The organism is Paenibacillus kyungheensis, assembly GCF_028606985.1.
GTDB classification, from domain to species: Bacteria; Bacillota; Bacilli; order Paenibacillales; family Paenibacillaceae; genus Saccharibacillus; species Saccharibacillus kyungheensis.
The window spans coordinates 3,552,473-3,578,525 of the sequence record NZ_CP117416.1; the positions used below are offsets into that span (position 1 = coordinate 3,552,473).

The 26,053-nt window shown below is 39.2% G+C and carries 20 protein-coding genes and 4 tRNA genes; 1 reads left to right on the top strand and 23 read right to left on the bottom strand.

The genetic code is table 11. The annotated features are described in order from the left end of the window. Window positions 1-142 precede the first annotated feature (142 nt). From PQ456_RS15220 to PQ456_RS15290, 15 genes are all read right to left on the bottom strand, one after another. A complete protein-coding gene (locus PQ456_RS15220) occupies window positions 143-451 on the bottom strand; it encodes a hypothetical protein (protein ID WP_273613054.1) in 309 nt (102 codons plus the stop codon). Between the two features lie 61 nt (window positions 452-512). Then, window positions 513-584: transfer RNA gene (locus PQ456_RS15225), tRNA-Val, on the bottom strand. A gap of 147 nt (window positions 585-731) precedes the next feature. Next, window positions 732-998, bottom strand: a complete 267-nt coding sequence (locus PQ456_RS15230; RefSeq protein WP_273613055.1) for a hypothetical protein — start codon at window positions 996-998, stop codon at window positions 732-734. Between the two features lie 207 nt (window positions 999-1,205). Beyond that, window positions 1,206-3,104, bottom strand: a complete 1,899-nt coding sequence (locus PQ456_RS15235) for an Ig-like domain-containing protein (RefSeq protein WP_273613056.1) — start codon at window positions 3,102-3,104, stop codon at window positions 1,206-1,208. A gap of 168 nt (window positions 3,105-3,272) precedes the next feature. Then, window positions 3,273-3,689: a hypothetical protein gene (locus tag PQ456_RS15240; protein ID WP_273613057.1), complete on the bottom strand. Its 417-nt coding sequence runs from the start codon at window positions 3,687-3,689 to the stop codon at window positions 3,273-3,275. Window positions 3,690-3,717: 28 nt separating this feature from the next. Further along, window positions 3,718-4,389 (bottom strand): uracil-DNA glycosylase, encoded by a 672-nt coding sequence (locus tag PQ456_RS15245; RefSeq protein ID WP_273613058.1) that lies wholly within the window; start codon window positions 4,387-4,389, stop codon window positions 3,718-3,720. A gap of 225 nt (window positions 4,390-4,614) precedes the next feature. Further along, a complete protein-coding gene (locus tag PQ456_RS15250) occupies window positions 4,615-7,299 on the bottom strand; it encodes a glycoside hydrolase family 2 protein (protein ID WP_273616333.1) in 2,685 nt (894 codons plus the stop codon). Between the two features lie 37 nt (window positions 7,300-7,336). After that, a complete protein-coding gene (locus tag PQ456_RS15255; RefSeq protein WP_273613059.1) occupies window positions 7,337-8,164 on the bottom strand; it encodes a carbohydrate ABC transporter permease in 828 nt (275 codons plus the stop codon). Between the two features lie 6 nt (window positions 8,165-8,170). Then, a complete protein-coding gene (locus PQ456_RS15260; protein WP_273613060.1) occupies window positions 8,171-9,055 on the bottom strand; it encodes a carbohydrate ABC transporter permease in 885 nt (294 codons plus the stop codon). Between the two features lie 130 nt (window positions 9,056-9,185). Continuing rightward, window positions 9,186-10,436: an ABC transporter substrate-binding protein gene (locus PQ456_RS15265; RefSeq protein ID WP_273613061.1), complete on the bottom strand. Its 1,251-nt coding sequence runs from the start codon at window positions 10,434-10,436 to the stop codon at window positions 9,186-9,188. Between the two features lie 247 nt (window positions 10,437-10,683). After that, a complete protein-coding gene (locus PQ456_RS15270) occupies window positions 10,684-11,730 on the bottom strand; it encodes a LacI family DNA-binding transcriptional regulator (protein WP_273613062.1) in 1,047 nt (348 codons plus the stop codon). 248 nt (window positions 11,731-11,978) lie between these two features. Continuing rightward, complete coding sequence (locus PQ456_RS15275) at window positions 11,979-13,373, bottom strand: glycosyl hydrolase (protein ID WP_273613063.1); 1,395 nt, start codon at window positions 13,371-13,373, stop codon at window positions 11,979-11,981. A gap of 571 nt (window positions 13,374-13,944) precedes the next feature. Next, window positions 13,945-14,030, bottom strand: a tRNA-Leu gene (locus PQ456_RS15280). Window positions 14,031-14,124: 94 nt separating this feature from the next. Next, window positions 14,125-14,210, bottom strand: a tRNA-Leu gene (locus tag PQ456_RS15285). Window positions 14,211-14,363: 153 nt separating this feature from the next. Next, window positions 14,364-15,635, bottom strand: a complete 1,272-nt coding sequence (locus PQ456_RS15290; protein WP_273613064.1) for a GAF domain-containing sensor histidine kinase — start codon at window positions 15,633-15,635, stop codon at window positions 14,364-14,366. Window positions 15,636-15,927: 292 nt separating this feature from the next. Here PQ456_RS15290 and PQ456_RS15295 point away from each other — a divergent pair, with 292 nt between their 5' ends. Further along, window positions 15,928-16,128: a hypothetical protein gene (locus PQ456_RS15295; RefSeq protein ID WP_273613065.1), complete on the top strand. Its 201-nt coding sequence runs from the start codon at window positions 15,928-15,930 to the stop codon at window positions 16,126-16,128. A 182-nt stretch (window positions 16,129-16,310) separates the two neighbouring features. Here PQ456_RS15295 and PQ456_RS15300 read toward each other — a convergent pair. The 8 genes from PQ456_RS15300 to pyrR all read right to left on the bottom strand — a co-directional run bounded on the left by PQ456_RS15300 (window position 16,311) and on the right by pyrR (window position 25,526). Then, window positions 16,311-16,384 (bottom strand) — tRNA-Ile (locus tag PQ456_RS15300). Window positions 16,385-16,659: 275 nt separating this feature from the next. Next, complete coding sequence (pyrE, locus tag PQ456_RS15305; RefSeq protein ID WP_273613066.1) at window positions 16,660-17,301, bottom strand: orotate phosphoribosyltransferase; 642 nt, start codon at window positions 17,299-17,301, stop codon at window positions 16,660-16,662. After that, window positions 17,288-18,037 (bottom strand): orotidine-5'-phosphate decarboxylase, encoded by a 750-nt coding sequence (pyrF, locus tag PQ456_RS15310; RefSeq protein WP_273613067.1) that lies wholly within the window; start codon window positions 18,035-18,037, stop codon window positions 17,288-17,290. Before pyrF ends, pyrE begins: the two co-directional genes overlap by 14 nt. A 147-nt stretch (window positions 18,038-18,184) precedes the next feature. Continuing rightward, window positions 18,185-21,484, bottom strand: a complete 3,300-nt coding sequence (gene carB, locus PQ456_RS15315) for a carbamoyl-phosphate synthase large subunit (RefSeq protein ID WP_273613068.1) — start codon at window positions 21,482-21,484, stop codon at window positions 18,185-18,187. 1 nt (window position 21,485) lies between these two features. After that, window positions 21,486-22,616: a glutamine-hydrolyzing carbamoyl-phosphate synthase small subunit gene (carA, locus tag PQ456_RS15320; RefSeq protein WP_273613069.1), complete on the bottom strand. Its 1,131-nt coding sequence runs from the start codon at window positions 22,614-22,616 to the stop codon at window positions 21,486-21,488. Between the two features lie 73 nt (window positions 22,617-22,689). Continuing rightward, window positions 22,690-24,015, bottom strand: a complete 1,326-nt coding sequence (locus PQ456_RS15325; protein ID WP_273613070.1) for a dihydroorotase — start codon at window positions 24,013-24,015, stop codon at window positions 22,690-22,692. Between the two features lie 39 nt (window positions 24,016-24,054). Next, complete coding sequence (locus PQ456_RS15330) at window positions 24,055-24,966, bottom strand: aspartate carbamoyltransferase catalytic subunit (RefSeq protein ID WP_273613071.1); 912 nt, start codon at window positions 24,964-24,966, stop codon at window positions 24,055-24,057. Beyond that, window positions 24,963-25,526: a bifunctional pyr operon transcriptional regulator/uracil phosphoribosyltransferase PyrR gene (gene pyrR / locus PQ456_RS15335; protein ID WP_273613072.1), complete on the bottom strand. Its 564-nt coding sequence runs from the start codon at window positions 25,524-25,526 to the stop codon at window positions 24,963-24,965. Before pyrR ends, PQ456_RS15330 begins: the two co-directional genes overlap by 4 nt. Window positions 25,527-26,053: the final 527 nt, after the last annotated feature.

Consider the following 26,053-nt stretch of genomic DNA (forward strand, 5'->3'; position numbering starts at 1 on the left):
CAAATATATTGGAAATACTTAGAAAATGATTAGAGGTATATGTAGTTTGTAATCGTTATCAAATAGTATTAATATGTTGTTTGAGGAATTTTAGAAAAATAAAAAAAGTTCCAAAATCATTTGGAACTTTTTACAGACAACCTTATCCTTCTGCAATGTCTGCTCGTAATGCACTAGCCACTTCTATCATTTTCGGGATAACAGCTTCATTGGTACCTGATACGTATAGATCACCTTCATAATGACGAAACGGAATTGAAGCTGTTCCAATATCCCACAAGAAGAAATCTCCTTCGATCGACATCGTCGCTTCTCCTTTAACGGTAAACACAGGGGTATAGATAAAGTCCGGCTGCAACGCAAAATAAGCCTGACACTCTTCTAATGTAATCGGATCCACTTGACCTTCTGGTTGTTGCATTTCTCTTGTAATACGATAACGCTGAATCATATGATGTCGCTCCTTTATTCAAAAAATAAAAAAGCCCTTGAGAGACAAGGACTTTCGGTTATGACCTGTAGTGGGATCGAACCACTGACCCCTACCCTGTCAAGATAGTGCTCTCCCGCTGAGCTAACAGGTCAAAATAAGTATGACAACTTCCATATAATATCAAGAATTTATAGTGTTGTCAATCAATTGCTTGCATACGACTATGCTCTCTCTAGTAGTAATTCATACTTCCTGTTAGGCAGGGTACAGACTCCGCCAAGTCTGTTGTATATGTACTTCAATATTGTGTCCAATAAGACTCTGGAAGAGGCAGTACTGTCTTTTCTTTGCGCTCCCAGCCCTGAATCATGACGATACTGTTCACTTCAAGTTTGCTATCCCAGTATATGTATTGTTTATTTTCCAAAGACAATAAGATTTGACTGAGTTCGTTGGTGGTTTTGCCTGTCTTAAACGATAACTCTCTCCATTCTGGCATACGACGATATAGTGAAAAGAAGTTATATAAAATACGTAACAATTTGCGTTCGTTATCTTCTAACATGCTGTATCTCTCCTAACAGTATCTCATAATATGTAGTTATAACTATATGCGAACTTTTGTTCTTATTTTAAATGAAGTAATGCCTTTTGGCAAGCCTACCATTATATCTTTCCTTCTCCACCCGAATATCCTTGTTATACAAAAAGACTCTACCTTATTAGGTAGAGTCTTAAAGTTATATCGATCACATCCAGTAAACCGATATGATTATTGTTTGGCTGGTACAACTTCTTTTACATTTACTGTAGTTGATAGCTTTTTATCGCCATATTCTACTTTAATCGTAGTTGTTCCTTTAGCAAGTGCTGTAATTTTACCTTCTGTTACTGTAGCGATATTTGCTTTAGTACTTGTCCATGTTGCTTCTTTCGTAACATCGACTTTGGTACCTGTATCGTATTCAGCTACGATTTGAACAGATTTAGCATCGCCTACAGTCAATTTCAACGCTTTTTCAGAGAACGTTAATTTTTTCAACTTCGCAGTTACATTCACTTTAACTGTCAATGTTAATCCTTGATACGAACCTGTTAACGTTGTTGTTCCTAGATTCAATGCTTTAACACTTGATCCTTTAACAGTCGCTACAGAAGGATTCGAAGAAACCCAATTCATTTTAGTAGATAATGTTACCGATTTACCTGTTGCAGCATAGATGCCTACTGCTTTAATAGTTTTGCTCTTTTTGATATTCAACTCAACCACATCTGGTGTAACAGTGATTGATTTAATTTTTGGTTCCATCGTTACCGCAACTTTAACTGTTTTGTTAAGGTATGTTCCTTTAAGCGTTGCTTTACCGTTTAATAAAGCTTTTGCTTTGGAACCTGTTAACAATAAGCTTTCAGAAGAAGACGTCCAATCGATATCATTGCTTACATCAACGGTAGAACCTTCTACTGTCATTGCTTCTACTTTAGGCAAGCTTGCAGTTTCACCAACTACAATACTTAATGTTGTTACGTCTGGTGTCAATACAAGCAATTTGGTCTGAACCGATACCGGTACAGTTACTTTAAGATCACCAATTGTACCCACTAGATTAACGTTACCTTCGCTTTCAGCTTCTACTTTTGTACTTGTGACTGAAGCAATACTTCCGTCACCTGCACTCCATTCTACAAGCTTAGACAAATCTACAGTTGTTCCATCTACTGCTGTTCCTGTTACTTTAGGAAGTGTAGCACTATCTCCTGTAACCAAATCAATTGAATCTACACTAGCTTCTACTTTTTTCATTGTTTTGTAGACAGTCACTTTGAAGCTCTTTGTATAATCTTCATATTCTGCTTTGATTGTAGAAGTACCTTCTACCCATGGAGTTAGCAAACCATTGTCTGCTGTTACATTGATTGCATTAGATGAAGTCCATTTCACATCATTCGTTACATCCGTAGGAACGCGAGTGGCATCTGCTACTTCTGCTTTGATTTGTTTTGGAGTATCACCGATAAACATTACTTGATCTTCTTCAGGTGTTAACATTAGACCCTGGAAAGAAGAACGTACATAAATCGTTTGTGTATCTGCAAGTCCTGCATATCTAGCTGTAATTGTTGTTGTACCTTGTTTGATTCCTTTTACCGTACCCAGAGATACAGTGGCTACTGCTGCACTGTATGTAGACCATGTTACTGAAGAAGTTACATCTTCTGAACTACCGTCTGTTTTGGTAGCTGTTGCTTTGAATGTATAAGGCTGTCCGATCGTTACATTTGCTGCTACTTCTGGCGAAATTTTTAATGCTGTATAAGGTGAAGTCACTGTTACTTTTTTAGTAGCAGATAGATCGCCATATTTAGCAGTGATTGTTGTTGTACCTGTGCCAACGGGTGTAATTGTTCCTGCTTTGACAGTAGCTACTGTAGATGCAGAAGAAGTCCATTTTGCATCATCAGATACATCTTCTGTATTGCCTGAACCGTCTACTGTGGATACTGTTAAGTCGGTAGCATCATCATCTAGAGATAGAGTTAAAGCATTGTCGTCTGAAAATTTGAGTGATACCGCACTGCTGTCTGCTGCGAAAACTCCGGCTGGAAATAGTGTACTCGCTACGATAACAAGTGCAAGCATCCATTTTGCCATTTTGGCAGTATGTGTCATTAATTTCTCTCCTTGTATAACGTATTTGTGATCTTCTCTGTCCATTCCTGTATTAATATCGGTTGGAATACTATATTTTTGAAGACAATTGATCCAAAATAAGGCTATAGTCCTGTAAACTCTCTTCTTTTTCTGGAAAATCAAGGTGTATTTTCACTAGTAAACTGTTCAGCATCCACGTAGAGAGCGAACAATAAATCGATAATCTGATTTGCGCAAAATACGACCATTGCCTAAAAATACTTGTTGATGATCATGTTTTATAATCTTAGCCTGTAATTCAACCAATCGATCGCCTTGCCAGATCATAACCTGGGAGCCGAAAAGAATAGCATTATCGAATTGCACCGGTAATTTCATAACATACCCGATATGATTCAGTTCTGCGGCAGAAGATTCTAATTCTTGAGGTAACTGTTCTAATTCTTTGATATACAAAATATCATTTAATAGCACATTGATCGCTCCTGGTTGTAAAATCAATCGATTTTTGCTTTCGTCCCAGTACTGGATCGTACCATATAATCTAGAAGTATATTCATCGTCACGAGTAACCATTACTTTTTTACCTTCCCAATGCTTCATCTTTTCACCTCCCTTGAAGTATGAATCTTTATGTGATATTTGGAATATGCCAGTCGATCGGACGTTCTCCATGTTGCTCTAAAAATTCATTTGTACGTGAAAAAGGTTTGCTTCCAAAAAATCCTTTGCGAGCTGCAAATGGGCTGGGGTGAGCTGACCGAATAATCAAATGACGCTCTTGATCGATAAAAGATTCTTTTTCAGCGGCATGATTGCCCCATAATAAAAACACCATCGGTTCTGAGCGATCATTCAACGCATGAATTACTGCATCGGTGAATTGTTCCCATCCTTTACCTCGATGTGAAGCAGGCTTGGATTCTCTGACTGTTAATGCGGTATTGAGCAAAAGAACACCTTCTTTGCCCCATTGTACAAGCGAACCATGATTCGGTGTCGGTATATTTAGATCTTCTTTTAACTCTATGTAGATATTACGTAACGATGGCGGTACTCGTACCCCTGGCATCACCGAAAAGCTTAATCCTTCTGCTTGCCCTGCTCCATGATAAGGATCTTGTCCCAAAATTACAGCTTTCACCTCAGCATATGGTGTTAATCGGAACGCTTGAAAAAGTAAATCACGTGGCGGATAGACTACAGCTTCTTCATATTCTTGGTCTAACCATGTCATTAGCTGTTGAAAATAAGGTTTCTCCATTTCATCTTTGAGCACTTCATCCCAATCATTACCGAACATATACAACGTCCTTTCTTGTTCATTGATTTGTAGTCTGACAAAAAAAGGACCAACCCATTATTCATGAGTCAGTCCTTTGTACGATAGGTGTACTTATGATAAACACGTATACCTACTTGAATGCTAAGGATCTCACCGTTCACCTATGAGCAACATTTATAATAGAAAGTAAATGTTGCTATGCGTCTGTATTATAGCTTATTTTAGGTTGGAAAGGCAAGAAATCTACATATTCAATGATCGCTCTATATCGCTTCTGATAGCGTGTTGTTGAAAGGATGCAAAAGCTATTTCAGGTTGTGATGTCTGCTCGTTCTTGTCATCCTTAGCGGTATATAATATCGACCGATCTGCTGGAAATAGTTCTGCGGCTTGATCGCAACAAGTCACTACTATTTGTTTAGACTCACCGGGAAACAACGTAAAGTACCCTTCGCTTGCTGTCATCCAAAATCGGTCTGTAGATTCATACGGATAAATATGCAAAGCCACTGTATTGCCTTGATTGGTCACTGTGTATTCCCGTTTCCAAAATGACGTATGATGATATCCTGATAAAGAAGAATGAGTCCAATCATGATGAGCTTCTACTGCTAAGTCAACATTTGCTTGATCAAGCGTAGGGGCATAGATCGACTGTTGCCTGGTTGAAAAAGGATACATATTATCCGCAATAGACTGATCTCCGCATACTGATTGCAAACGAATATAAAATAACTGATCTGCGGTCTGTGGAATCTCACAACAGAATATCGTAGGAGTAATAACATGATCGATATTAGTTGTCCCGACAATAGAATGATGTTGTAACATCTGACCTTTACTGTCTAATAGTTGCATATTGATAGTGAATTCTCTGGATGCATGATTACTTACAACACGTAACGGAAACTCCACCGTCTCACCAATAACATAATGCAGACTGCGATAATCGATACTTGCTCGAAAAGGAGCATAAGCTTCTTTCACCCAATAATAAGCCATTTTTGCTTCATTATAATAATCAATTAGATTGGTACAGGTGACATTCGGCCATGGTTCATTTAATTGCCAGACCAGACTGCCACTATTGTTAAATTGACGGCTTCGATTAGAATCCAAAATAAAGCGTAACCCTTCGGCTTGAATCCATTGACTACAATCTACAAATGATTCCAAAGTATCAAGCGAACCGAATAACTCGATGTCCCGGCTATACGTATCCCACCATTCTCCATGATGTCGCCAGACCAGACTATCTTCCATCGAAGTTGGTTGTCGGTAAGATTGACTTAAAAATTTATGTAGACTGCGAACATGACTTAGTCCATCTACACCGAACTCACTATGAAATAAATGATCTGCTTCACCGTACAACACATAATGCTGAGGATTACCTTCGTATTTCCAGTGACCATGTACATCATGGCTGACCCCTTTTTCATGGGTGATATATTGTACAGGCCCTGAAGCAGATGTTGGCAAAAACATTCGCTGTGGATCATACTGCTGTACCAGTTGCTGAAGCAATGCTAGATTATGATCATCATACGTGGAAGGAATATTAGGTGCACTCATTAATTCATTGCCACCGCTCCAGATCGTAAGGCTAGTATGATTACGACGACGCTTGAGCGCTGAGATTGCATTGCGTTGTAATAAATCCAAAAATTCAGGACGTTGTGAAGGTGTATTATCGATCCCTGAACTTGATTGAATAAATTCTTGCCAGATCATAATACCGTGCATATCACATAGCTCGTATAAAATACTTTTTTCGATAATACCGCCACCCCATATACGCAGCATATTCATATTTGCTTCTTTGGCAAGATGAATCAGCCATTCATAACGATGAGCGGTTACATTTCCATATAAATGATCGAGCGGAGTGATATTTGCTCCACGGATATAGATTTTACGTCCGTTGATTTTGACAGTATAAGGCAACGCATCGGTTGGACTTCCTTCATTAGATACATATTCCAATTGCCGTATTCCTACACGACATGTATACACATCACATATGGTATTGTGCTGAAGCAATGTAATCTTTACCTTATATAGTGGCTGATCTCCATATCCGTTGGGATACCATAATTGCGGAGAATCTATTAGACTTTGCATAGTAAATGTAGACTCATTCTTTATAAATGATTGTTCTAATTGAACAACAGCATTTCCTGCCGGATCAAAAATAGCCACTTGTACTAGCGTAGACTTTTTACCTTTACTTTTCCCATGTGGCTGGATCTCTCCACCGATCTGAATAACTCCTTGATGTTGTTCGTTTAGATCAGTCTTTACTTGAATATCCTGTAAAGAACAATGTTGATAGGATTTGAGCACGATATCATCCCAAATGCCAATATTAATCAGACGTGTAGAAAAGTCCCACTTGTAGTTGAATCGACTTTTCTGCGTAAATGTTGCTGACGTTTTGCCGATTTGCCCCATTTCATCCGGTGGATGCTTGAGTACAATCAACAGTTCAACACATTCACTTTGTTGCAGTTGCTCTGTAATATCGAATACCGCAGGTTCGTACATTCCGATATGTTCACCGAGGTATTGTCCATTCCAGTAAATGAGTGCTTCATAATCTAATCCCTGACAGATTAATTCGGTAGCTACTGTATCTGTCTGAGGATAAATATCTTTCCATTCAAAACAAGTCCGATACACCCACCAGCGATTCTCCACCCATTCACATTGCAGACTATTCATATCTTGATACGGATTTTCTATCCATCCTGCCCGGTATAGATCATAATGAACACCTCCCGGCACAGTCGCTGGCATCCATTCTGTAACTCCTAGCAATTCGTTCCCAATTTCCATACTTGTGCCTTTGACCGGAACCCATGGCCAGAATCCTTTCAGTTCCCATGTCATCTGGCTTAACGAATATTCACGATCAGATGTATACATACTTGCCAATAGAATCGTTCCTTCCTTTGTTAGATGCTTATCCTTTCACTGCTCCGCTGGTAACGCCCGAGAAAATATACTTCTGCAAAAACAAATACAACAAAATCGTCGGAATCATAATAATCAGAATTGCCGCACAAATATTCGTCCATTGTGCTTGATTATTGCCTGCAAACCGCATAATTGCTGTAGAGACCACAACCAAATCTTGCTTGGGCATATACAGAAATGGAATATATAACTCATTGTAAATATTGATCGTTTTCAAAATAATCAAAGTCGCTGTTGCTGGCCCAAGTAACGGTAAAATAATACTGCGATAAATCCGTAACAGACTGGCTCCATCCATCATGGCACTTTCGTCCAATTCATACGGAATATTTTTGATAAATTGCAAATAGATATAAATCTGAATCACATCGGCTCCTACAAATAATAAAATCGGTGCGTAAAGCGTATTATAAATACCCATCGCTTGAATAATCGAAAATGTCACCACTTGAGTCGTAATCGTCGGAATAATAGTAGCGATCAGAAACGCACCAATCACTAACATTTTGCCTCCAAATTGAATTCGACCTACAGCATAAGCCACCATCGTACCGAGTATAATATTGCCAAGCAATGCGATAATAATAATCAGAAATGTATTCAAAAAAGCATGCATAATATCTGCCCGATCAATAACATTTGCAAAGTTTTCAAAATTCAAAAAACTAGCAGGTAACGAGAAGGGATTACTGCCTTCATCTTCTTTTTTGAATGCATTCACAAATACCACATACAGTGGAAACAAAACGGTACATGTTCCTGCGATCAAAATGACATATTTGAGCATATGCACGATATCAAACTTTCGATTCATAAGCAGTTAATCTCCTTTCCGATTAATGACTAGATTTTGTACCACCAAAATAATCGCTGTAAATAAAAGCAGAACTACACTCATCGCTGAAGCTAGACCGTAATTGTTAAATTGGAACGCTGTCTCAATCGTTTTGAACAAAAATGTTTCACTTGCTCCAGCAGGCCCACCTTTGGTTAAAACAAACGGTAAATCAAATACCGCCAAAGCACCACTAAACGTAAGGAACATATTTAATGAAATAATAGGTGTCAAATTAGGAATCGTAAGGGACCATAACATTTGAAATCGGCTGGCTCCATCTATTCTGGCGGCTTCATACATATCTCCGGGAATCGATTGAAGAGCTCCCAGATAAATGACCATATTGTAGCCCATAAAGCGCCAAAATCCGATAGATGCCAGTGCATAATTGACCAGCGAAGCATTCCCTAACCAACTTTGTTGCCATGACTCTAATCCAACAAGCCCAAGCAATCCATTTAACGATCCATTGGTCGTATCAAATACATACTGAAACATAAAAGCCACTGCAACAGCATTCATAATAAAAGGAAGAAATAACATGACTCTAAAAAAATTACGTCCTCGCAATTTGGAATTTAAAATTACAGCAAATACAATCGCTACGATATTTTGAATAATCCCGATCAATACATAAGGAATCTGATGAAGAAATACACCAAACAAATCAGGATTGGTGAAAATTTCAATATAGTTACCCAGTCCAAGCCACTCTTTGACCGGGCTGATTCCATCCCAACTGGTGAAGCTCAAGTACACTAATCGCATCGCTGGATAATACGTAAAAATAGCTAATAATGCTAAAGGTATTAACAAAAACGAAATCAATATCAATTTTCGTTGTAATGGATATGAAATATGACTCATCGTTCCACTTCATTCCCTTTCTGTAACAGCTTCATTCTGCAAAGCAAGTCCGCTCTAATAAAATGACCTGCTTTGCTGATCTTCTTTATCTGTTCTAGTGTGAGCACAAATAGACGTCTATGTCCTATTGTTAATGACCTAACGATTTTTTGGCATTTGCCCATGCGGCATTATATTTATCCATAATCGTTTGTGGATCAGGAGCCAGTACAAATTCTTGTACAAATGCTTCTTTAGTAATTTGTGCTTTATTTACGATAGCAGTGACTTTAGGATCATCAGATACTGCTTCTAGATACTTGGGTTTGAAGCTATTAAATTCTGTCAATTGTTCTACAGCTGGCTTTTTGTCTTTCAATACAGGAATAAATCCAGCAAAATCATCGAACCCTGAATCTTCTAGCATCCATTTTACAAAAGCTTTGGCTGTTGCAGGATGCTCACTATTTTTGTTCACACCATACGCCCAGTCCGGTGCTAATGTGACATTGTATTTACCAGAATTATCGTAAGGAAATGGAAAGTATCCGATATTGCTGGAATCAGTGCCACTTTCAATCACTTGTGGAATCGCCCAGTTACCGATCACATACATCGCAAATTTACCGCTAGCGATATCTTTTTTGGATTGTTCCCAATTGGTAGAGTTAATATCTGGCTCTAAATAACCTTTTTCATACATATTGCGAATAATGCTCATCGATTGACCGTAAGGGTTATCCAATTGGTAAGGAGCATCACTTTCAAGTCGTTTGTTGTTGAGATTAGCATCACCTGCAATTGCAGTTGGAATCTCAGAAGACCACGGATACAATGTCCACTGATCTTTAAAATTAGAAGCTAACGCAACTTTACCTGCGACTTTGAGCTTGTCTGCTGCTGCATAGAACTCATCAAGCGTTTGGGGAACCGCAGTAATACCTGCATCGGCAAAAGCTTTTTTGTTGTATAAAATACCTGTTGTGGTCGCACCTACTGAAATACCATACACTTTATTTTCAAATGATTTGTAGTCTTTAAAATAAATACGATCATTCAATCCGAGATCATCTAATGGGGTGAAATATTTGGGGAGGTCTGAGTTAGGAATCGTTGGAATCAATACCACATCAGGAAATTCGCCAGAACCGACACGAATTTTGGTCGTTTTGTCTAGATCTGTAACTGCTTCAAATTCAACATGAGCATCTGGATATTTTTCATTGAAGCGTTTGGCATAATCATCATATTTTTCGCCAATCATATCTGTCCGATTTGTTAAAAAAGTGATGGTGCCACTAATTTCATTTTTGTCTGCTGATGTACTCTGACTTCCACCACAGGCTGTTAACAATACCGAAAATATACAAACGAGCAATACAGACAAATATATCTTTTTCACTTTAAAGCCCCCTAATATTGATATCGCTTACATTCAAACATTAACATAATTAAACTTTTATTTCAACAATATAATTATATTTAATTCAACATATTGATATTTTTGAAATAGACTTTAGATAAACACACAACAAAAAGACACTTAGCGCATAAGTAATACTTGCTAAGTGCCTTTTATAAACTATTTGTATTCCATATCGTTGTATAACATCGCTTTTCTTCGTTTATCACTATGACTTTCTTCTATATCACTGCTTGGGTGCTGTAATCGATGCCCGCTCAATCAATTGGGTAGACATCAATATGTGCTCGGGTGTAACCTCAGGATGTTCGATTCGGCGCATTAACATCTGTACTGCGCGCATGCCAATATCATTTTTGGGAACACGAATAGTCGTTAATTTGGGATTCATCAATTCTGTTAACGTCAAATCGTCAAACCCGATAATTGATACATCATCCGGACAATGAATATCCCATTTCGATAATAGACTGAGTGTTTCCAGAGCAACTACATCATTCCCACAAAATAGTCCGGTTAATGCTTGCTCTGAAGTTGTTTGCGTTTTCAATGTATCTGCAAATTCGCCTGTAATATACATCCCTGTCCCACTTACACCGATACCAGCAATAAATGTAGCTTGAATTTCTTCATCGTTTTTCTCATTAAAATCACGAATCGCTTCACGAAATCCCCGACTACGTTCACGAAAGCTCCACGAAGCATCTGGATCGCCCACAAATCCTATTTTCCGATGACCTTGTGCAAACAAATAATTGGTCGCTTGATAAGCACCAAGAAAGTTATTTGCCAGAATATGATCAATCGAAGGATCAAGTAAGTTAGCATCTAACATAACAAATGGGAAATCGATCGAACGTAACATTTCGATATAATTATCCGGTAAATGCCCCATCACTATCGCTCCATCTGCTTTGCGATCATAAATGCTAGACGGCAATCCTTCTTTTGGGAATAAACTAATATCTATTGTCGATAAAATCATACTAAATTGATGATTGGTTAATTCAGCTTCTACTCCTTGCATGACTTTACCCCAGTACTCAATATCATCTAGGTATGCTCTAGGCATCAGAACAACGATATTGCCTGTTTGAGTATCGGAAGCTTTTTTGCGAACAGGCTTAATACGGTAACCCATTTCTTCAGCTGTTTGCCATATTTTTTCTCGTGTACCTTCATTTACAGCAGGGTCATTGGATAACGCTTTAGAGACAAGTGCTTTGGAGACTTTCAATTCATCTGCAATCACTTGGAGCGTAATTTTTTTCATGGAGCTAATCATCCCCCTTTGTTCTATCGTCTATCTATAGTGAATTCACTTGACTTAACAATAAAGCTTTATTCAACAAATTTCAACTCTAATCCTATTCTCTATATGTATCAAAAAAATCCAAACAGCAACCAAGAGATTTCTCTTAGCATACTGTTTGGATCGATTATTTTACAAGCTATCTAATATGACTTACTACATACAATCAAATACTTATACTCTAACTTAATTCTTCCTTTGCTTCACTATTACTTTAACTTCGGTAACTCATCACGTGTAATCACATTAGACGCATTATAGACAGTCTGGATCTGAGCATTGGTATTCTTTTCAAATGTTAGCTCTGCCCAGCTCATAGCAAATGCCCATTTCGGTTGAGCCGCTAACTGACTAGGTGTAGGTAATACATCACATTCACCAATCGCTATCGGCTTGCCATTGGCTACGCTCAAAGCTGTATTGTACTTCTGCGTAGTGAATCCATCAGGATTGTATACGTCTAAAGCAAAGATATCCCAATAAGCATTCCCTGGATTGTATACATTCCAATTCAGATCCAAATCTTGCATATCCCATACCCATACCAGATTACTTAACCCTTTGGTATTTACAAGATAATCATGAGTCAAACGATACAATTCAGCAGTACCGGTACTACCCGGACGACCTGCCCACCAGAATACCCCTTGATTCATTTCATGGAATGGACGGAATAATACAGTGACTTTATTGTCTTCTAAATACTGAAGATATTGTGCATAATTATCTAAACGAGCTTTCCACGCTTTGTTTAATGTACCGCCGTTAGTCGTTAAGTCTTTCCACTGAGCATCGCTTAAATGACTGACTACTCCTCCTTCCCAATTGCCTGCATCGGCTTGTGTAGGTGGAGTAACGTGCATCATCACCTGGACAATCGCTCCGTTATCCCACTGCTTTTTAGCTTCATAGATCATATTCCAACGATTGTTGACATCATTGGCTGAAAATAATAAATCACCACTCCATAACCCTGGATATTTACCTGTAATACTTTTGACTTTCTCTGTCTGTACAGCAGGTGTAGCATTCGGTTCACGATTGTGCATGCCGATTACGGTTTGTTTGCCACTGATGCTTTTAATATAATCAAGTACTCCTGTAGCCGCTTGTGTACCACTGCCATATATTTCAAATTCGTATAACGAGTAACCATAGGTAGTCGCCCGTTGAAACGCATACATTTTTACATATCTAGCGGTAGTCGATGGAAACGTAATCGTATTGGTTCCTCCAGTGTTGCTATAGTTCGAATACACTGTCGTCCAATTTACATTATCGGTAGATGTCTGAATCTGAAATTGCTTCGCATAAGCAGCTTCCCAACGCAAAATAACACTAGATACCGATTGAGCCGTTCCAAGATCTACAATGTAATATTGCGTATCGCTATTTGTCGATGCCCATCTCGTCGATAAATTACCGTCTACTGCATTAGCTGCGATATTACCACTGGCTTCTGTAGAAGACACAACTACATTTTTGCCACGAGCCAGATTGATATCCGCTGCTTCTGCTTGCGATCCCAAAGACATTCCTACACTACCAAACACCAAACTGAACATCACTAGAACTAACAACCACGTATAATTTAGTTTCACCATTATATTGCCTCCCCTGTAAGGTTCAGTGTTTTCTGTCTACTCCTATCCTGTAGATTGCACTTTTTATCAAGCCTTTTGCTGAACCTTTTACAATTCTGCTCATCACCTCCTTATCCTTTTTATAATATAATTATACTTTTATTTAAAATTGAATTTTGTTTATTATACATATATTACATAATTTGAAAATAAAAATATATACTTATTTTTCAATTCATTAAAATTATTTACAAACTAAAAAGACCATCTATTGATACCAGATGGTTTTTGCTTTTGCTAAAAGATCAATTCAATATATTTCACACTTCAACAGTATAGAGACTTCCATATCATATATGTAGGATTATAGGCTCCTGTATGGCTTCAAAATCATTATTAGATTATATGATGAATCTTTATGCTTAACTTATTAAATAGTGTCTTACGCTTGATCAGAAGCCTTTTGCATCTATATCCAAAACCAGCACACTATCCAAAGAAACATTCCACGTTAATTTCACAAAACAAAAAAAGCGCCCCAACCGCTGTACAACGGTTGAAGCGCTCTTTTTGTTATCTGTACATCTCATAATGCCGAGAACCGGAATCGAACCGGTACGGTAGTCACCTACCGCAGGATTTTAAGTCCTGTGCGTCTGCCAGTTCCGCCACCCCGGCACAGTAACCCACATTGATGTTGAGGGTTATACATGTGCTACTTGTCTATATGTACTGATTGTATTGCGTTACACTTATATCAAAAATATAAGTATGCCGAGGACCGGAATCGAACCGGTACGGTAGTCACCTACCGCAGGATTTTAAGTCCTGTGCGTCTGCCAGTTCCGCCACCCCGGCACATGTTGAGATGAATAAATTCATCTTCATGCCTGTTGACTTTATCACTTGTTGTGATTGTTTCGCCAACATTTAAGATCATACCATGCTAGATATCTAACTGTCAACACTTTGGATTCGATTTTATTTTCAGTTAACCAAAACGTTGATTTTCTAAGATATAATATCTACATTTTCAAAAGAAATATACTGTGGCAACAATAAATTAAAACGAATAATCGTTCCCTGTTCTCCACTATTCATTTCAAATTCTCCATTCATCAAATGGATTAATTTTCGACTGATTGCCAGATTCAGACCGATACTACCGTATTGTTGATACCATGACATATCGTTAGCTTCTTTTAACGAATCAAATAACTGCTCTAACGTTGTGATATCTACAGTCATATGAGAATTATGAACAGTAATATCCAATGATACATTGTTATCAGAATCGCTTATTGCTGTTGACGCTGATAATGTTAATTGTCCTACAGAATTGAAACGCAACGCATTAAGCGTATTGATCAATATTTGTCTCAACCGCAAAGCATCTCCATAAATCAACGGAAGTTCACTTGGGTTAGTGTTCATTTTCAATGCGATGGGATTGTCATCCAAAGGTGTGCCTAGTGAAGTCACCACTTCATGAATAGTATGCATGAGATCAAATGGTTCTTGATCAATCTTCGTTGCGCCTTCTTCCATATGACTAAAGCTCAAAATATCTTCTACCAAAGTCAACATCGACTGATTACTAGATTCAATAATATCCATATAGACTTGTTGCTGTGGATCTATCTCTGAATCCATCATCAGATCGGCTACACCTACGATATTGGTCATCGGTGTGCGAATTTCGTGTCCCATAATAGCTAAAAGGTTCCGATTCACTTGTGCTGAATTTTCCGCTTTTAGACGGGCTTGTTCTAATTCAATTTCTTTTTGCTGAAGATCGGTTACCATCTTCTCTAGCTCTACTACATAAGCTAAAAAGATCGTCATCGTTTCTAACGTTTGAATATCAGCTTCACTGAACTTGTACGTATTGCGATCCAGTGCACAAATCGTTCCATAAATACTACCATCACGCAAACGTACCGGTAATCCTATAAAAGAACCACCACCTATAGAACGTGTTACATCCATATGGCGTGTTAATTCATTTTCATTGGTATTCTCGATAATCAAAGGCATATTACTTTTTGTTTTTTCATTATTGATCACTAGACTACAATAACTTAATTCTAAAGGAAGTATACTTCCCTCTTCTACAAGATGTTCATCACGATTATAAGCTCGCATAATTACATTATTAAGACCATCATTGCTAGCGATAAAAATAGTATTAATATGGATAAGTCCACCTATTATTTTAATAATGTGGTCTGCTGCATCGCCCACATTTTGATATAACATATTACTGATTGAAGAAGTATTCATTATGAACTCCACCGTCTTTCATTAAGAAAATATTAGATATAGTTCTATATACCCAAATTATACTTAAATGTATTATATATTAAATTTTAAATAATGTATTGTGAATTTTTGTACTTTTTTATGATTGTAGAATATGTTTGGATACACATATCAAATCAGTAAAAGTTTATATTTGTGATTCATCTGATGTCACATTGGTTTATTTCGATAACATAGCCTTTATATTGATTTACAATATGATTGATATCTATTATGTCGAAAATAGCTAGATAGACGAAAGGATGACTTCATAATGAGTAAACCGGATGAGTACAAAAACCATGAAGAACGTGGAGCGGGTGTAGATCCTATACCAGATCCAGACTCTAATAAAAATCATTCCGCAGAAAATCTGCTAGAAGAAGCAGTGAGCGAATCGGTAGATAAAGTTAAAGAGGACTTTAGTAAAGATTCTAAAAAAGACTCTTCGACCAAAGATTCTTCTCATCGATAAAAATAATTCTGATTCTTTTGAACTACTTAATCAGGGTTAAAGCTTGGAGGTAATATGCTATGAAATTTATTCTAATTGTTGTTATTGTTGTACTATTAGTTATGTTATTTATGCGACGTAGAAAAAGATAATATCACTACTTATAAAAAAAGACCCTTACAGATGTAAGGGTCTTTTTCTAATGGGCCCAGAGGGACTCGAACCCCCGACCAACCGGTTATGAGCCGGTAGCTCTAACCAACTGAGCTATAGGCCCGCATCTCCAAAAGAACGATTTCAATTGGAATGTAATATAAACAGCGACTCAATTAATATACCGTATTTCACTATTTCACGTCAAGTTAATTTTCTGCATATCTTGTATAAGCAGATGCTTCACTTTATCATGATCGTGTTTATATTTTACAAAATATGTATGTTCATTAAAAGGTAAGGGTATACCATAGGCAGTATACCCTCTTCGATATGATATCAAAATATATGGGTTTTATTGTACAACTATGGCGATGTAGTATCGTAATCTAGATCTACTTATTTACCAAAAGCAGATGGATCTTCACGCCATGAGCGTAACAGTTCTAAATCTTCTGCTGGAATTTTGCCTAATTCTACTGCTTTGTCGATCAAGGCTGTATAATTAGAAAGAGTCTGTAATGGAAGATTAGCTTCTGCAAAAGCGTCTGTAGCTTTATCTAGTTGATAACTAAAGATCGCCAGTACTGCTAATGGATCGGCTCCTGCTTCACGCACAGCCTCTGCCGCTTTGATCGAGCTGCCTCCTGTCGAGATCAAATCTTCAATCACAATCACTTTTTGCCCTGATTGAATCAATCCCTCGATCTGATTATGTTTACCATGTCCTTTGGCTTTGTCACGAATATAAGCCATTGGCAAATCTAACTTTTGCGCGACCCAAGCTGCATGCGGAATACCTGCTGTAGCTGTTCCAGCGATCACTTCTGTATCTGGATATTGTTCACGAATAATCATAGCAAACGCATCTGCTATCTGATCGCGTATGTATGGATAGGACATCGTAAGACGGTTATCACAATAAATCGGTGATTTGATACCCGATGTCCAGGTAAAAGGTTCTTGCGGGCTTAATGCTACCGCTTCAATCTGTAGTAATGCAGATGCAATATGAGCTGGAATCTCTTCAATGGTTAACATGTAAACTCATCTCCTCTATAATCTGTTGTGTCGCTTCTCTAGGATCATTTGCACCGGTAATCGGACGTCCAACGACTAAATAGTCGCTTCCCCCGGCTATCGCTTGCCCTGGCGTTAATATACGCGTCTGATCCCCTATATCACTACCAGCCGGACGTACACCCGGAGTAATCGTAGCAAATGAAGCTCCGCATGTTTGTTGAATCATCGCTACTTCTAATGGAGAGCATACTACTCCACCCAGACCACTTTGCTGTGCTAAGCGTGCGTAATGAACCACAGCATCTTCTACTGTTCCTTGAATACCAATTTCTTGATTCATCACTTGTTGTGACGTACTGGTTAACTGTGTAACAGCAATTAATAAAGGGCGTTCTAAGTCAGTATCTGCTATTAGGGCAGACTCCATACCTTCTACTGCCGCTTTCATCATCTGTACTCCACCTGATGCATGTACATTAAAAATATCTACGCCAAGTTTGGTGATGCTATTAGCTCCACCTTTAACAGTATTCGGAATATCATGCATTTTCAAATCTAAAAAAACCGAATATCCTTTTGACTTTAACTCACGAATAAAATCAGGTCCTGCACTGTAAAATAATTGCATGCCTACTTTGAGCGTACATGGAATGTCTTGAAGATGTTCAATAAATACTCGTGCTTCTTCTACATTAGGATAATCTAGCGCTACAATCAAGCGCTTAGCTATGGATGGGGAGATCGAATGTGTCAACTGTTGTACCTCCTTGAAGATATCGTATTTGTGGTTGATACGAATATAGCTATACAAGTCGTATAGACCGATTATATGCACACAAATGACGGCGGACACTAGAATGGTCCGCCGTACTTTAGTTTTGTGTGATGTAGTCGCTTATTTTTAGCTCAGAATCGTTTCCTGATCTTCCAATTGACCGACTACGATATCGTTAACAACGTCTTTTTTCGGATTTGCAGTGACTGTATTAGTCAAAGACGGCATAGCGTAAGAAGAGAAGTTAATCGTATCTAACATTGTGAGCAATGCTTCAACCGTATCCAGTGATGTCATACATACCACACCATTTTCAACAGCTTCACGGCGGATACGGAATCCGTCACGAGCAGGCGTTTTCCCTTTCGTGAAGGTATTGACTACAAAGTTGGCTTGTCCACTGCGGATCAGATCCAGAATGTTCGGCACACCTTCTGTCAATTTATGAATCACGGTTACTTTGATTCCTGCTTCTTCTAATGCTTTTGCTGTACCGCTTGTTGCAATAATTTTGTATCCTAGACGGTAAAATCCTTTAAGCAAGCGAACCGCTTCTGGCTTGTCTTTGTCTGCTACAGTTGCAATCAAAGCTCCGGTTGCCGGGATTTTCATACCTGCTCCGATTAGACCTTTGTATAGAGCTTTGGCATACAGTAGATCGCGTCCCATAACTTCACCTGTTGATTTCATTTCAGGTCCAAGCGTAGGTTCTACACGGCGTAATTTGGCAAAAGAGAACACTGGAACTTTGACCGAAATATATTCGCTTTCTTTCCACAATCCTTCGCTATATCCCAAATCTTTAAGTTTAATGCCTAGAATCGCTTGTGTAGCAATCTTCGCCATTGGAATATCGGTTACTTTACTCAAGAATGGCACTGTGCGTGAAGAACGCGGATTCACTTCGATCACGTAGACTTCATTTTGGAAAATAACGAATTGGATATTTACCAAGCCGACAGTTTTAAGCTCTTTAGCTGTACGGATCGTGATATCGACTACTTTTTGCTTCAATTCTTCTGAAAGATGCTGTGGAGGATACACTGCGATGGAGTCACCGGAGTGAACTCCTGCGCGTTCGATATGTTCCATAATTCCTGGTACAACGACTGTTTCACCATCACAGATCGCATCCACTTCCACTTCTTTACCTAGCATATAACGGTCAATCAGAACCGGATGCTCCGGATTTACTTTGACTGCTTCTGCCATATAGAGCAATAATTCTTCATCCGAGTATACAATTTCCATTGCACGTCCACCCAGTACATAAGAAGGACGAACCAGTACCGGATAACCTAACTTTTGCGCTGTTTCTACCGCTTCATCTATCGATAGCACTGTGCTACCTTCAGGCTGTGCAATATTAAGGCGAGACAATAAAGCTTCGAACTTTTTGCGGTCTTCTGCTTCATCAATACTTGCCAAGCTTGTTCCTAGAATTTTAACGCCTGCTTTGCTTAATGGAGCTGCAAGGTTAATCGCTGTTTGTCCACCGAACTGTACGATAACTCCGATCGGATTCTCCTGTTCGATAACATTCATAACATCTTCAAAGAACAACGGTTCAAAGTACAGTCGATCCGACGTGTTAAAATCGGTTGAAACCGTCTCAGGGTTGTTATTAATAATAACTGCTTCATAACCGGACTCTTGAATAGCCCATACCGCATGTACAGTTGAATAATCGAACTCTATCCCTTGACCGATACGAATCGGACCCGAACCCAGCACTACGATTTTTTCTTTAGGGCTTTCGATTACTTCATTTTCTGTCTCAAATGTAGAGTAATAATATGGTGTAGTAGCTTCAAATTCTGCGGCACAAGTATCTACCATTTTGAATACAGGCATCATATTATTTTCTTTACGATATGCACGAATGCTATGTTCGTTATTAAATGGATCTTCTGGATGATTGATATTGCGTAACTCCGCAATCGAGCGATCTGTAAATCCAAGACGCTTCGCCATATATAATGTATCATCGCTTAGTGTATCTTCTGATGAAAGTACAGATTCATATGCGACAATGCGTTCAATTTTATCTAAGAACCACCAGTCAATATTAGTAAGTTGTTGAATCTGTTCTAAGCTGTAGCCGCGGCGGAATGCTTCTGCCACCAAGAATAGACGCTCATCATCTGCTTTTATTAACCGTTCATCTAATACACTATCTTCGATATGTTCTGCATCTTTTAGATGAATACGATGAACACCGATTTCAAGCGAACGTACTGCTTTGTGAATCGCTTCTTCAAATGTACGTCCAATCGCCATTACTTCGCCTGTTGCTTTCATCTGTGTACCTAATTTACGGTTAGCACTGATAAATTTATCAAACGGCCAGCGTGGGATTTTAGCCACAATATAATCTAGTGTAGGTTCAAAGCAAGCATATGTTTGTCCTGTAACAGGGTTGACGATTTCATCCAATGTATAACCCATTGCAATCTTCGCTGCCATTTTCGCAATTGGATATCCTGTTGCTTTGGAAGCAAGTGCAGATGAACGACTTACACGTGGATTTACTTCGATCACATAGTATTGATAGCTTTGTGGATCAAGGGCGAACTGTACGTTACATCCACCTTCAATATTCAGCGCACGAATAATTTTAAGCGATGCAGAGCGTAGCATTTGATATTCACGATCAGAAAGCGTCTGGCTAGGTGCAACTACGATACTATCGCCGGTATGCACACCTACTGGATCAAAGTTCTCCATGTTGCAGACTACGATACAGTTATCGTTTGCATCACGCATGACTTCGTACTCGACTTCTTTCATACCTGCGATACTTTTCTCTACCAGACATTGTCCGATCGGGCTATAACGAATACCTGCTTGTACCGTTTCGCGTAATTCTTCTTCATTGATACAGATACCACCACCTGTACCTCCTAATGTATACGCAGGACGAACAATAATTGGATATCCAATCTCATTTGCAAATGCTAACGATTCTTCAAGTGTAGTTACGATAACACTATCAGGAACAGGTTGATCCAATTCGCGCATCAAGTCGCGGAATAAGTCACGATCTTCCGCTTTTTCGATCGATTCTAATTGAGTTCCTAGCAACTTCACGTTTTCGCTTTCTAGTACTCCTGCACGTGCCAATTCTACAGCCATATTTAAGCCTGTTTGTCCACCCAATGTAGGTAGTAGACCATCAGGACGTTCTTGACGAATAATTTGAGTGACGAATTCAAGTGTAATAGGCTCGATATAGACTTTATCTGCCATATTCGTATCAGTCATGATTGTTGCAGGGTTACTGTTGATAAGTACAACTTCTACCCCTTCTTCTTTGAGTGCCTGGCAAGCTTGTGTACCTGCATAGTCAAATTCAGCAGCTTGACCGATAACAATAGGTCCGGAACCAATAACGAGTATTTTTTTGAGTTCATTATTTCTAGGCATATCAGTTAGCTCCTTTCACAGCAGCCATCATTTCGGCTTGACGCGTTTTTTGAGGGTGTTGTTCTTTATATTCACGAATCATTGTTAAAAATTGATCGAATAGATAGCCGTTATCAAAAGGCCCTGGTGCTGCTTCTGGATGATATTGTACAGAAAATGCTGGATATTTCTTATGCTTCAAGCCTTCAATCGTTTTGTCATTGTTGTTGATATGAGTTACTTCCAGTTCTGTTCCTTCGATTGAAGCTTCTTTCACTGTATATCCGTGATTTTGTGATGTAATGTAACAACGACCTGTTTGCAAATCTTTGACAGGATGGTTACCACCACGATGTCCGAATTTCAATTTGTCTGTATCTGCTCCGCAAGCCAAAGCGAACAACTGGTGTCCGAGACAAATACCGAAGATTGGATATTCTCCAAGCAATTCTTCAATTACTTTGACAGCAGCCGGTACATCTTTCGGATCTCCTGGACCGTTAGATAATTGAATACCATCTGGATGTAAGCGGCGAATCTGTTCTGCTGTTGTATCTTGAGGTACAACAACCACATCGCAACCACGCTGAGACAACTCACGTACAATCCCTGTTTTTGCGCCGTAATCGATAAGCACAATACGTTCTTTTGGACCCGGACTTGTATAAATATGAGAAGTTGATGTATGACTTACTTGGTTGGTAGCCGATACGCTACTGTTTAGACGCTCCATCAATTCTTCGGTTGATAATGATCCGCTTGTCAAAATGCCTCTCATTGTTCCTTGATGACGAATACGACGTGTTAACATGCGTGTGTCGATATCGCTGATTCCGATAATGCCATGTTCGCGTAGCAACTCATCAATCGTATATTGAGCACGCCAGTTACTAGGTACAGGCTCATGTCGACGAACAACGAATCCATTAATATACGGACGAACTGATTCAAAGTCATCACGGTTAATACCATAATTGCCGATCAGCGGATAAGTCATGGTTACGATCTGCCCGCAGTACGAAGGATCAGATAGTACCTCCTGGTAACCGGTGATTCCGGTATTGAATACAACTTCTCCAGTGGTTTCGCCTTCTGCTCCGAAACTACGGCCTGTAAATAATGTTCCGTCTTCTAATAACAATTTTGCCTGCATCCCGTTTCACTCCTCTATCTATCTTAAAAGTTAGTTATATTCAAATGAATATTTTTATCATTTTTTAGTATATTTATGCTTTGGAAGCCGTAGCTTCCTGCGACCACACGACTTGACCGTCTACGATCGTTGTCTGTGGCCAACCTTGTAATGTCCAGTTGGTAAATGGGGTATTTTTTCCTTTTGTTGCAAATGTAGCTGGATCGACCGTTTGCTTTGTTTCCAGATCGATTAATGTGATATCTGCTGGAGCCCCTTGTTCTAAGCGCCCTGTTGCCAAACGGAATACTTTAGCTGGATCAGATGTCATCCGATCTACAAGCATTTGTAATGTCCAGCGTCCTGTTTGGACGAATTTGGTATATAGCAATGGAAATGCGGTTTCGAATCCAACGATACCAAACGGTGCTAATTCCATTCCTTTTGCTTTTTCTTCTTCACTATGAGGGGCATGATCGGTCACAATGATATCGATCGTTCCATCTTCTAGTGCTTCAATACAAGCTTCTACATCACGTGGTGTACGTAGAGGTGGATTCATTTTCCAATTCGCATCCATACCCGGAATATCTTCATCGGATAAGATTAAATGATGCGGGCATACCTCAGCAGTTACTTTGATACCAATCGATTTGGCTAAGCGAATCAATCGAATCGATTGCTCTGTACTCACATGACACACATGATAATGAACTCCTGTTGCTTCTGCTAGTAAAATGTCGCGTCCTACATGGATTGCTTCCGATTCATTAGGAATCCCTTTCAGACCATGTTTGCGAGCAAATTCGCCTTCACTTACAGCCGCTCCTACCACCAGTGAATCATCTTCGCAGTGTGCAATAACCGGCATATCCATCGATGCTGCAAGCGCCATTGCATTTTTCATCATTTGTGCATTTTGTACGCCTACACCATCATCTGTGAATCCGATAGCTCCAGCTGCTTTGAGTGCTGCAAAATTGGTTAATTCCCGTCCTAACTCGTTGACTGTGATGGCTGCATAAGGCAGTACTTTGACGCTCCCTGCTTCTGCTGCTTTGTCCAGTACCAATTTCACTACATCGGCATTGTCTGTAACCGGTCGTGTATTTGGCATACAAGCGATAGTTGTGAATCCACCTTTTGCCGCTGAAGCTGTTCCGGTAGCAATCGTTTCTTTATGTTCAAAACCAGGCTCTCGTAAATGTACATGCATATCGATCAATCCTGGCGTAACTAACTTGCCGGTTGCATCAATCTCTGTTATTTCTTGTCCTGCTCCATATTGTTGAAGCAATTCTGCTGTATTTTGATCTCCTGCAAAAATGTGTTCAATCTGACTGCCTTCTACCCATATATGTTTGATTTCCAGTTCATTTTGTCCGTTCAATACGTTTGCGTTTTTAATAAAAAGTGTCATTGTTAACCTCCGAAATTGTATTGTTGATTATCGTAGTGCTTAGTTACGTAGGGCTCTTTCAATAACAGCCATCCGAATCGGTACACCATTTTGCATTTGTGGGAAAATTTTTGATTTAGGACTTTCCACCAGTGCATCATCGATCTCAACATTACGATTGACTGGAGCCGGGTGCATAATAATTGCATGCTGTTTCATCCGGGCAGCTCTTTCTTCGGTCAATCCATATTGTAGGCGATATTCTTCTGCTGACTTGAGCATGCCTACAGCATGGCGTTCAAGTTGCACTCTTAACATCATCACTACATCTGCTTGTAACGCTTCTTCCATACTGATATAAGAAACTTCTCCGATATCATCAGCGCGCATATTGCTTGGTGCACAGAAGCTTACTTTGGCACCCATTGTCTGTAAAGCCCAGAGATTCGAGCGTGCTACACGACTATGCAAAATGTCACCTACAATCGCTACATGCAGACCTTTTAACTCTCCAAACTCTTGACGCATCGTGTACAAATCAAGCAATCCTTGGGTTGGATGTTCATTGTTGCCATCACCCGCATTGATTAAAGGTACATTCACTTTTTCTGCTAATTCTTGCAATACTCCTGAAGGCTTCAAGCGAATGATGCCTGCATCAATTCCCATACTTTCAAGTGTTCGAACCGTATCGTAAATGGATTCGCCTTTTTCTACACTTGATACTGCCGAGGTGAAGTTCAACACTTCTGCACCCAAGCGCTTTTCAGCCATTTCGAAAGAAAAACGTGTACGTGTACTATTTTCAAAAAACATATTCGCTACAAAGCGTGATTGCAAAACAGACACTTGCTTCTCTGTATGTGCATCCCAATAAGCTGCTCGATCGAGTATTGAAACTAACTCCGGTTGACTCATACCTTTGAGACCCAGTAGACTGCGTTGTTTCAATGTAGTAGTTGTCATAATCATGCAGTCACCTCACGATGTTGCATAATATTGACTTGATCGCTACCATCGATTTCGCTTAGTCGTACTTCGATTTCTTCCAGTTTGGAAGTTGGTACGTTTTTGCCGATATAATCCGGGCGAATCGGAAGTTCGCGATGTCCGCGATCTGCAAGGACTGCTAATTGAATCATTTCAGGTCGTCCGCAATCCATTAGTGCATCCATAGCGGCTCTAATCGTTCTACCTGTGTACAGTACATCATCGAACAAAATAATTTTTTTGTTACGAATCGTTAGATTAGCAGGTGTTAGCATCGTACTGCTATTCATATCTGTAGGACGTCCATTGTCTTGATCATCACGATATCCTGTAATATCCAGCTCACCACAAGGAACAGGTTTACCTTCAATTTCTTGAATACGTTCTGCGATCCGTTGTGCCAGGTAAATACCTCGTGTACGAATCCCGATCAGAATACAATCTTCAATCCCTTTATTTTTCTCCAAAATCTCATGTGCAATACGTGTAAGTGCGCGGCGGATTGCTGTTTCATCCATGATAATGCGAGTCTCTGTGTTCATTATCGTTAGCCTCCTCAGGTTGTGTACACCCTGGGCCCCGTGGTCAACATCATAACGCGTGTCTGGTTCATACTCTTGCTTGACTCTATTGCACGTTCTTCGGTCAGGGTATAAAAAAGACTCCCTGCCCTAAAACGGCAAGGAGTCTGTAGTCATAGACACACGTCATGACAGTCATACTCAGACGCACTGTAGTATGCACCACTCCACACAGAGGGTGTCCTACAGTGAACATCGTTCACGTTACCTTGCCAGTCTCACGGGACTGAATTAAAGGTGCTTATTCATCTGAAATGAATTATGACAGAAACAACAGTACCTGTCAACCGCACAACTTACCGTGGGATGATGAAGAAATGATTATATAGTTGTAAAAGAATAGTTATACTTTGTTTCAATAATCATAATTATACAATATATACGAATAAATATCCACAATTATAAGTAAATATATCATTATTATCATTTTTTATTCATAAATTATTCATAGCGATCAACTTTACGAATATAAATATTCGCTCTTTTAC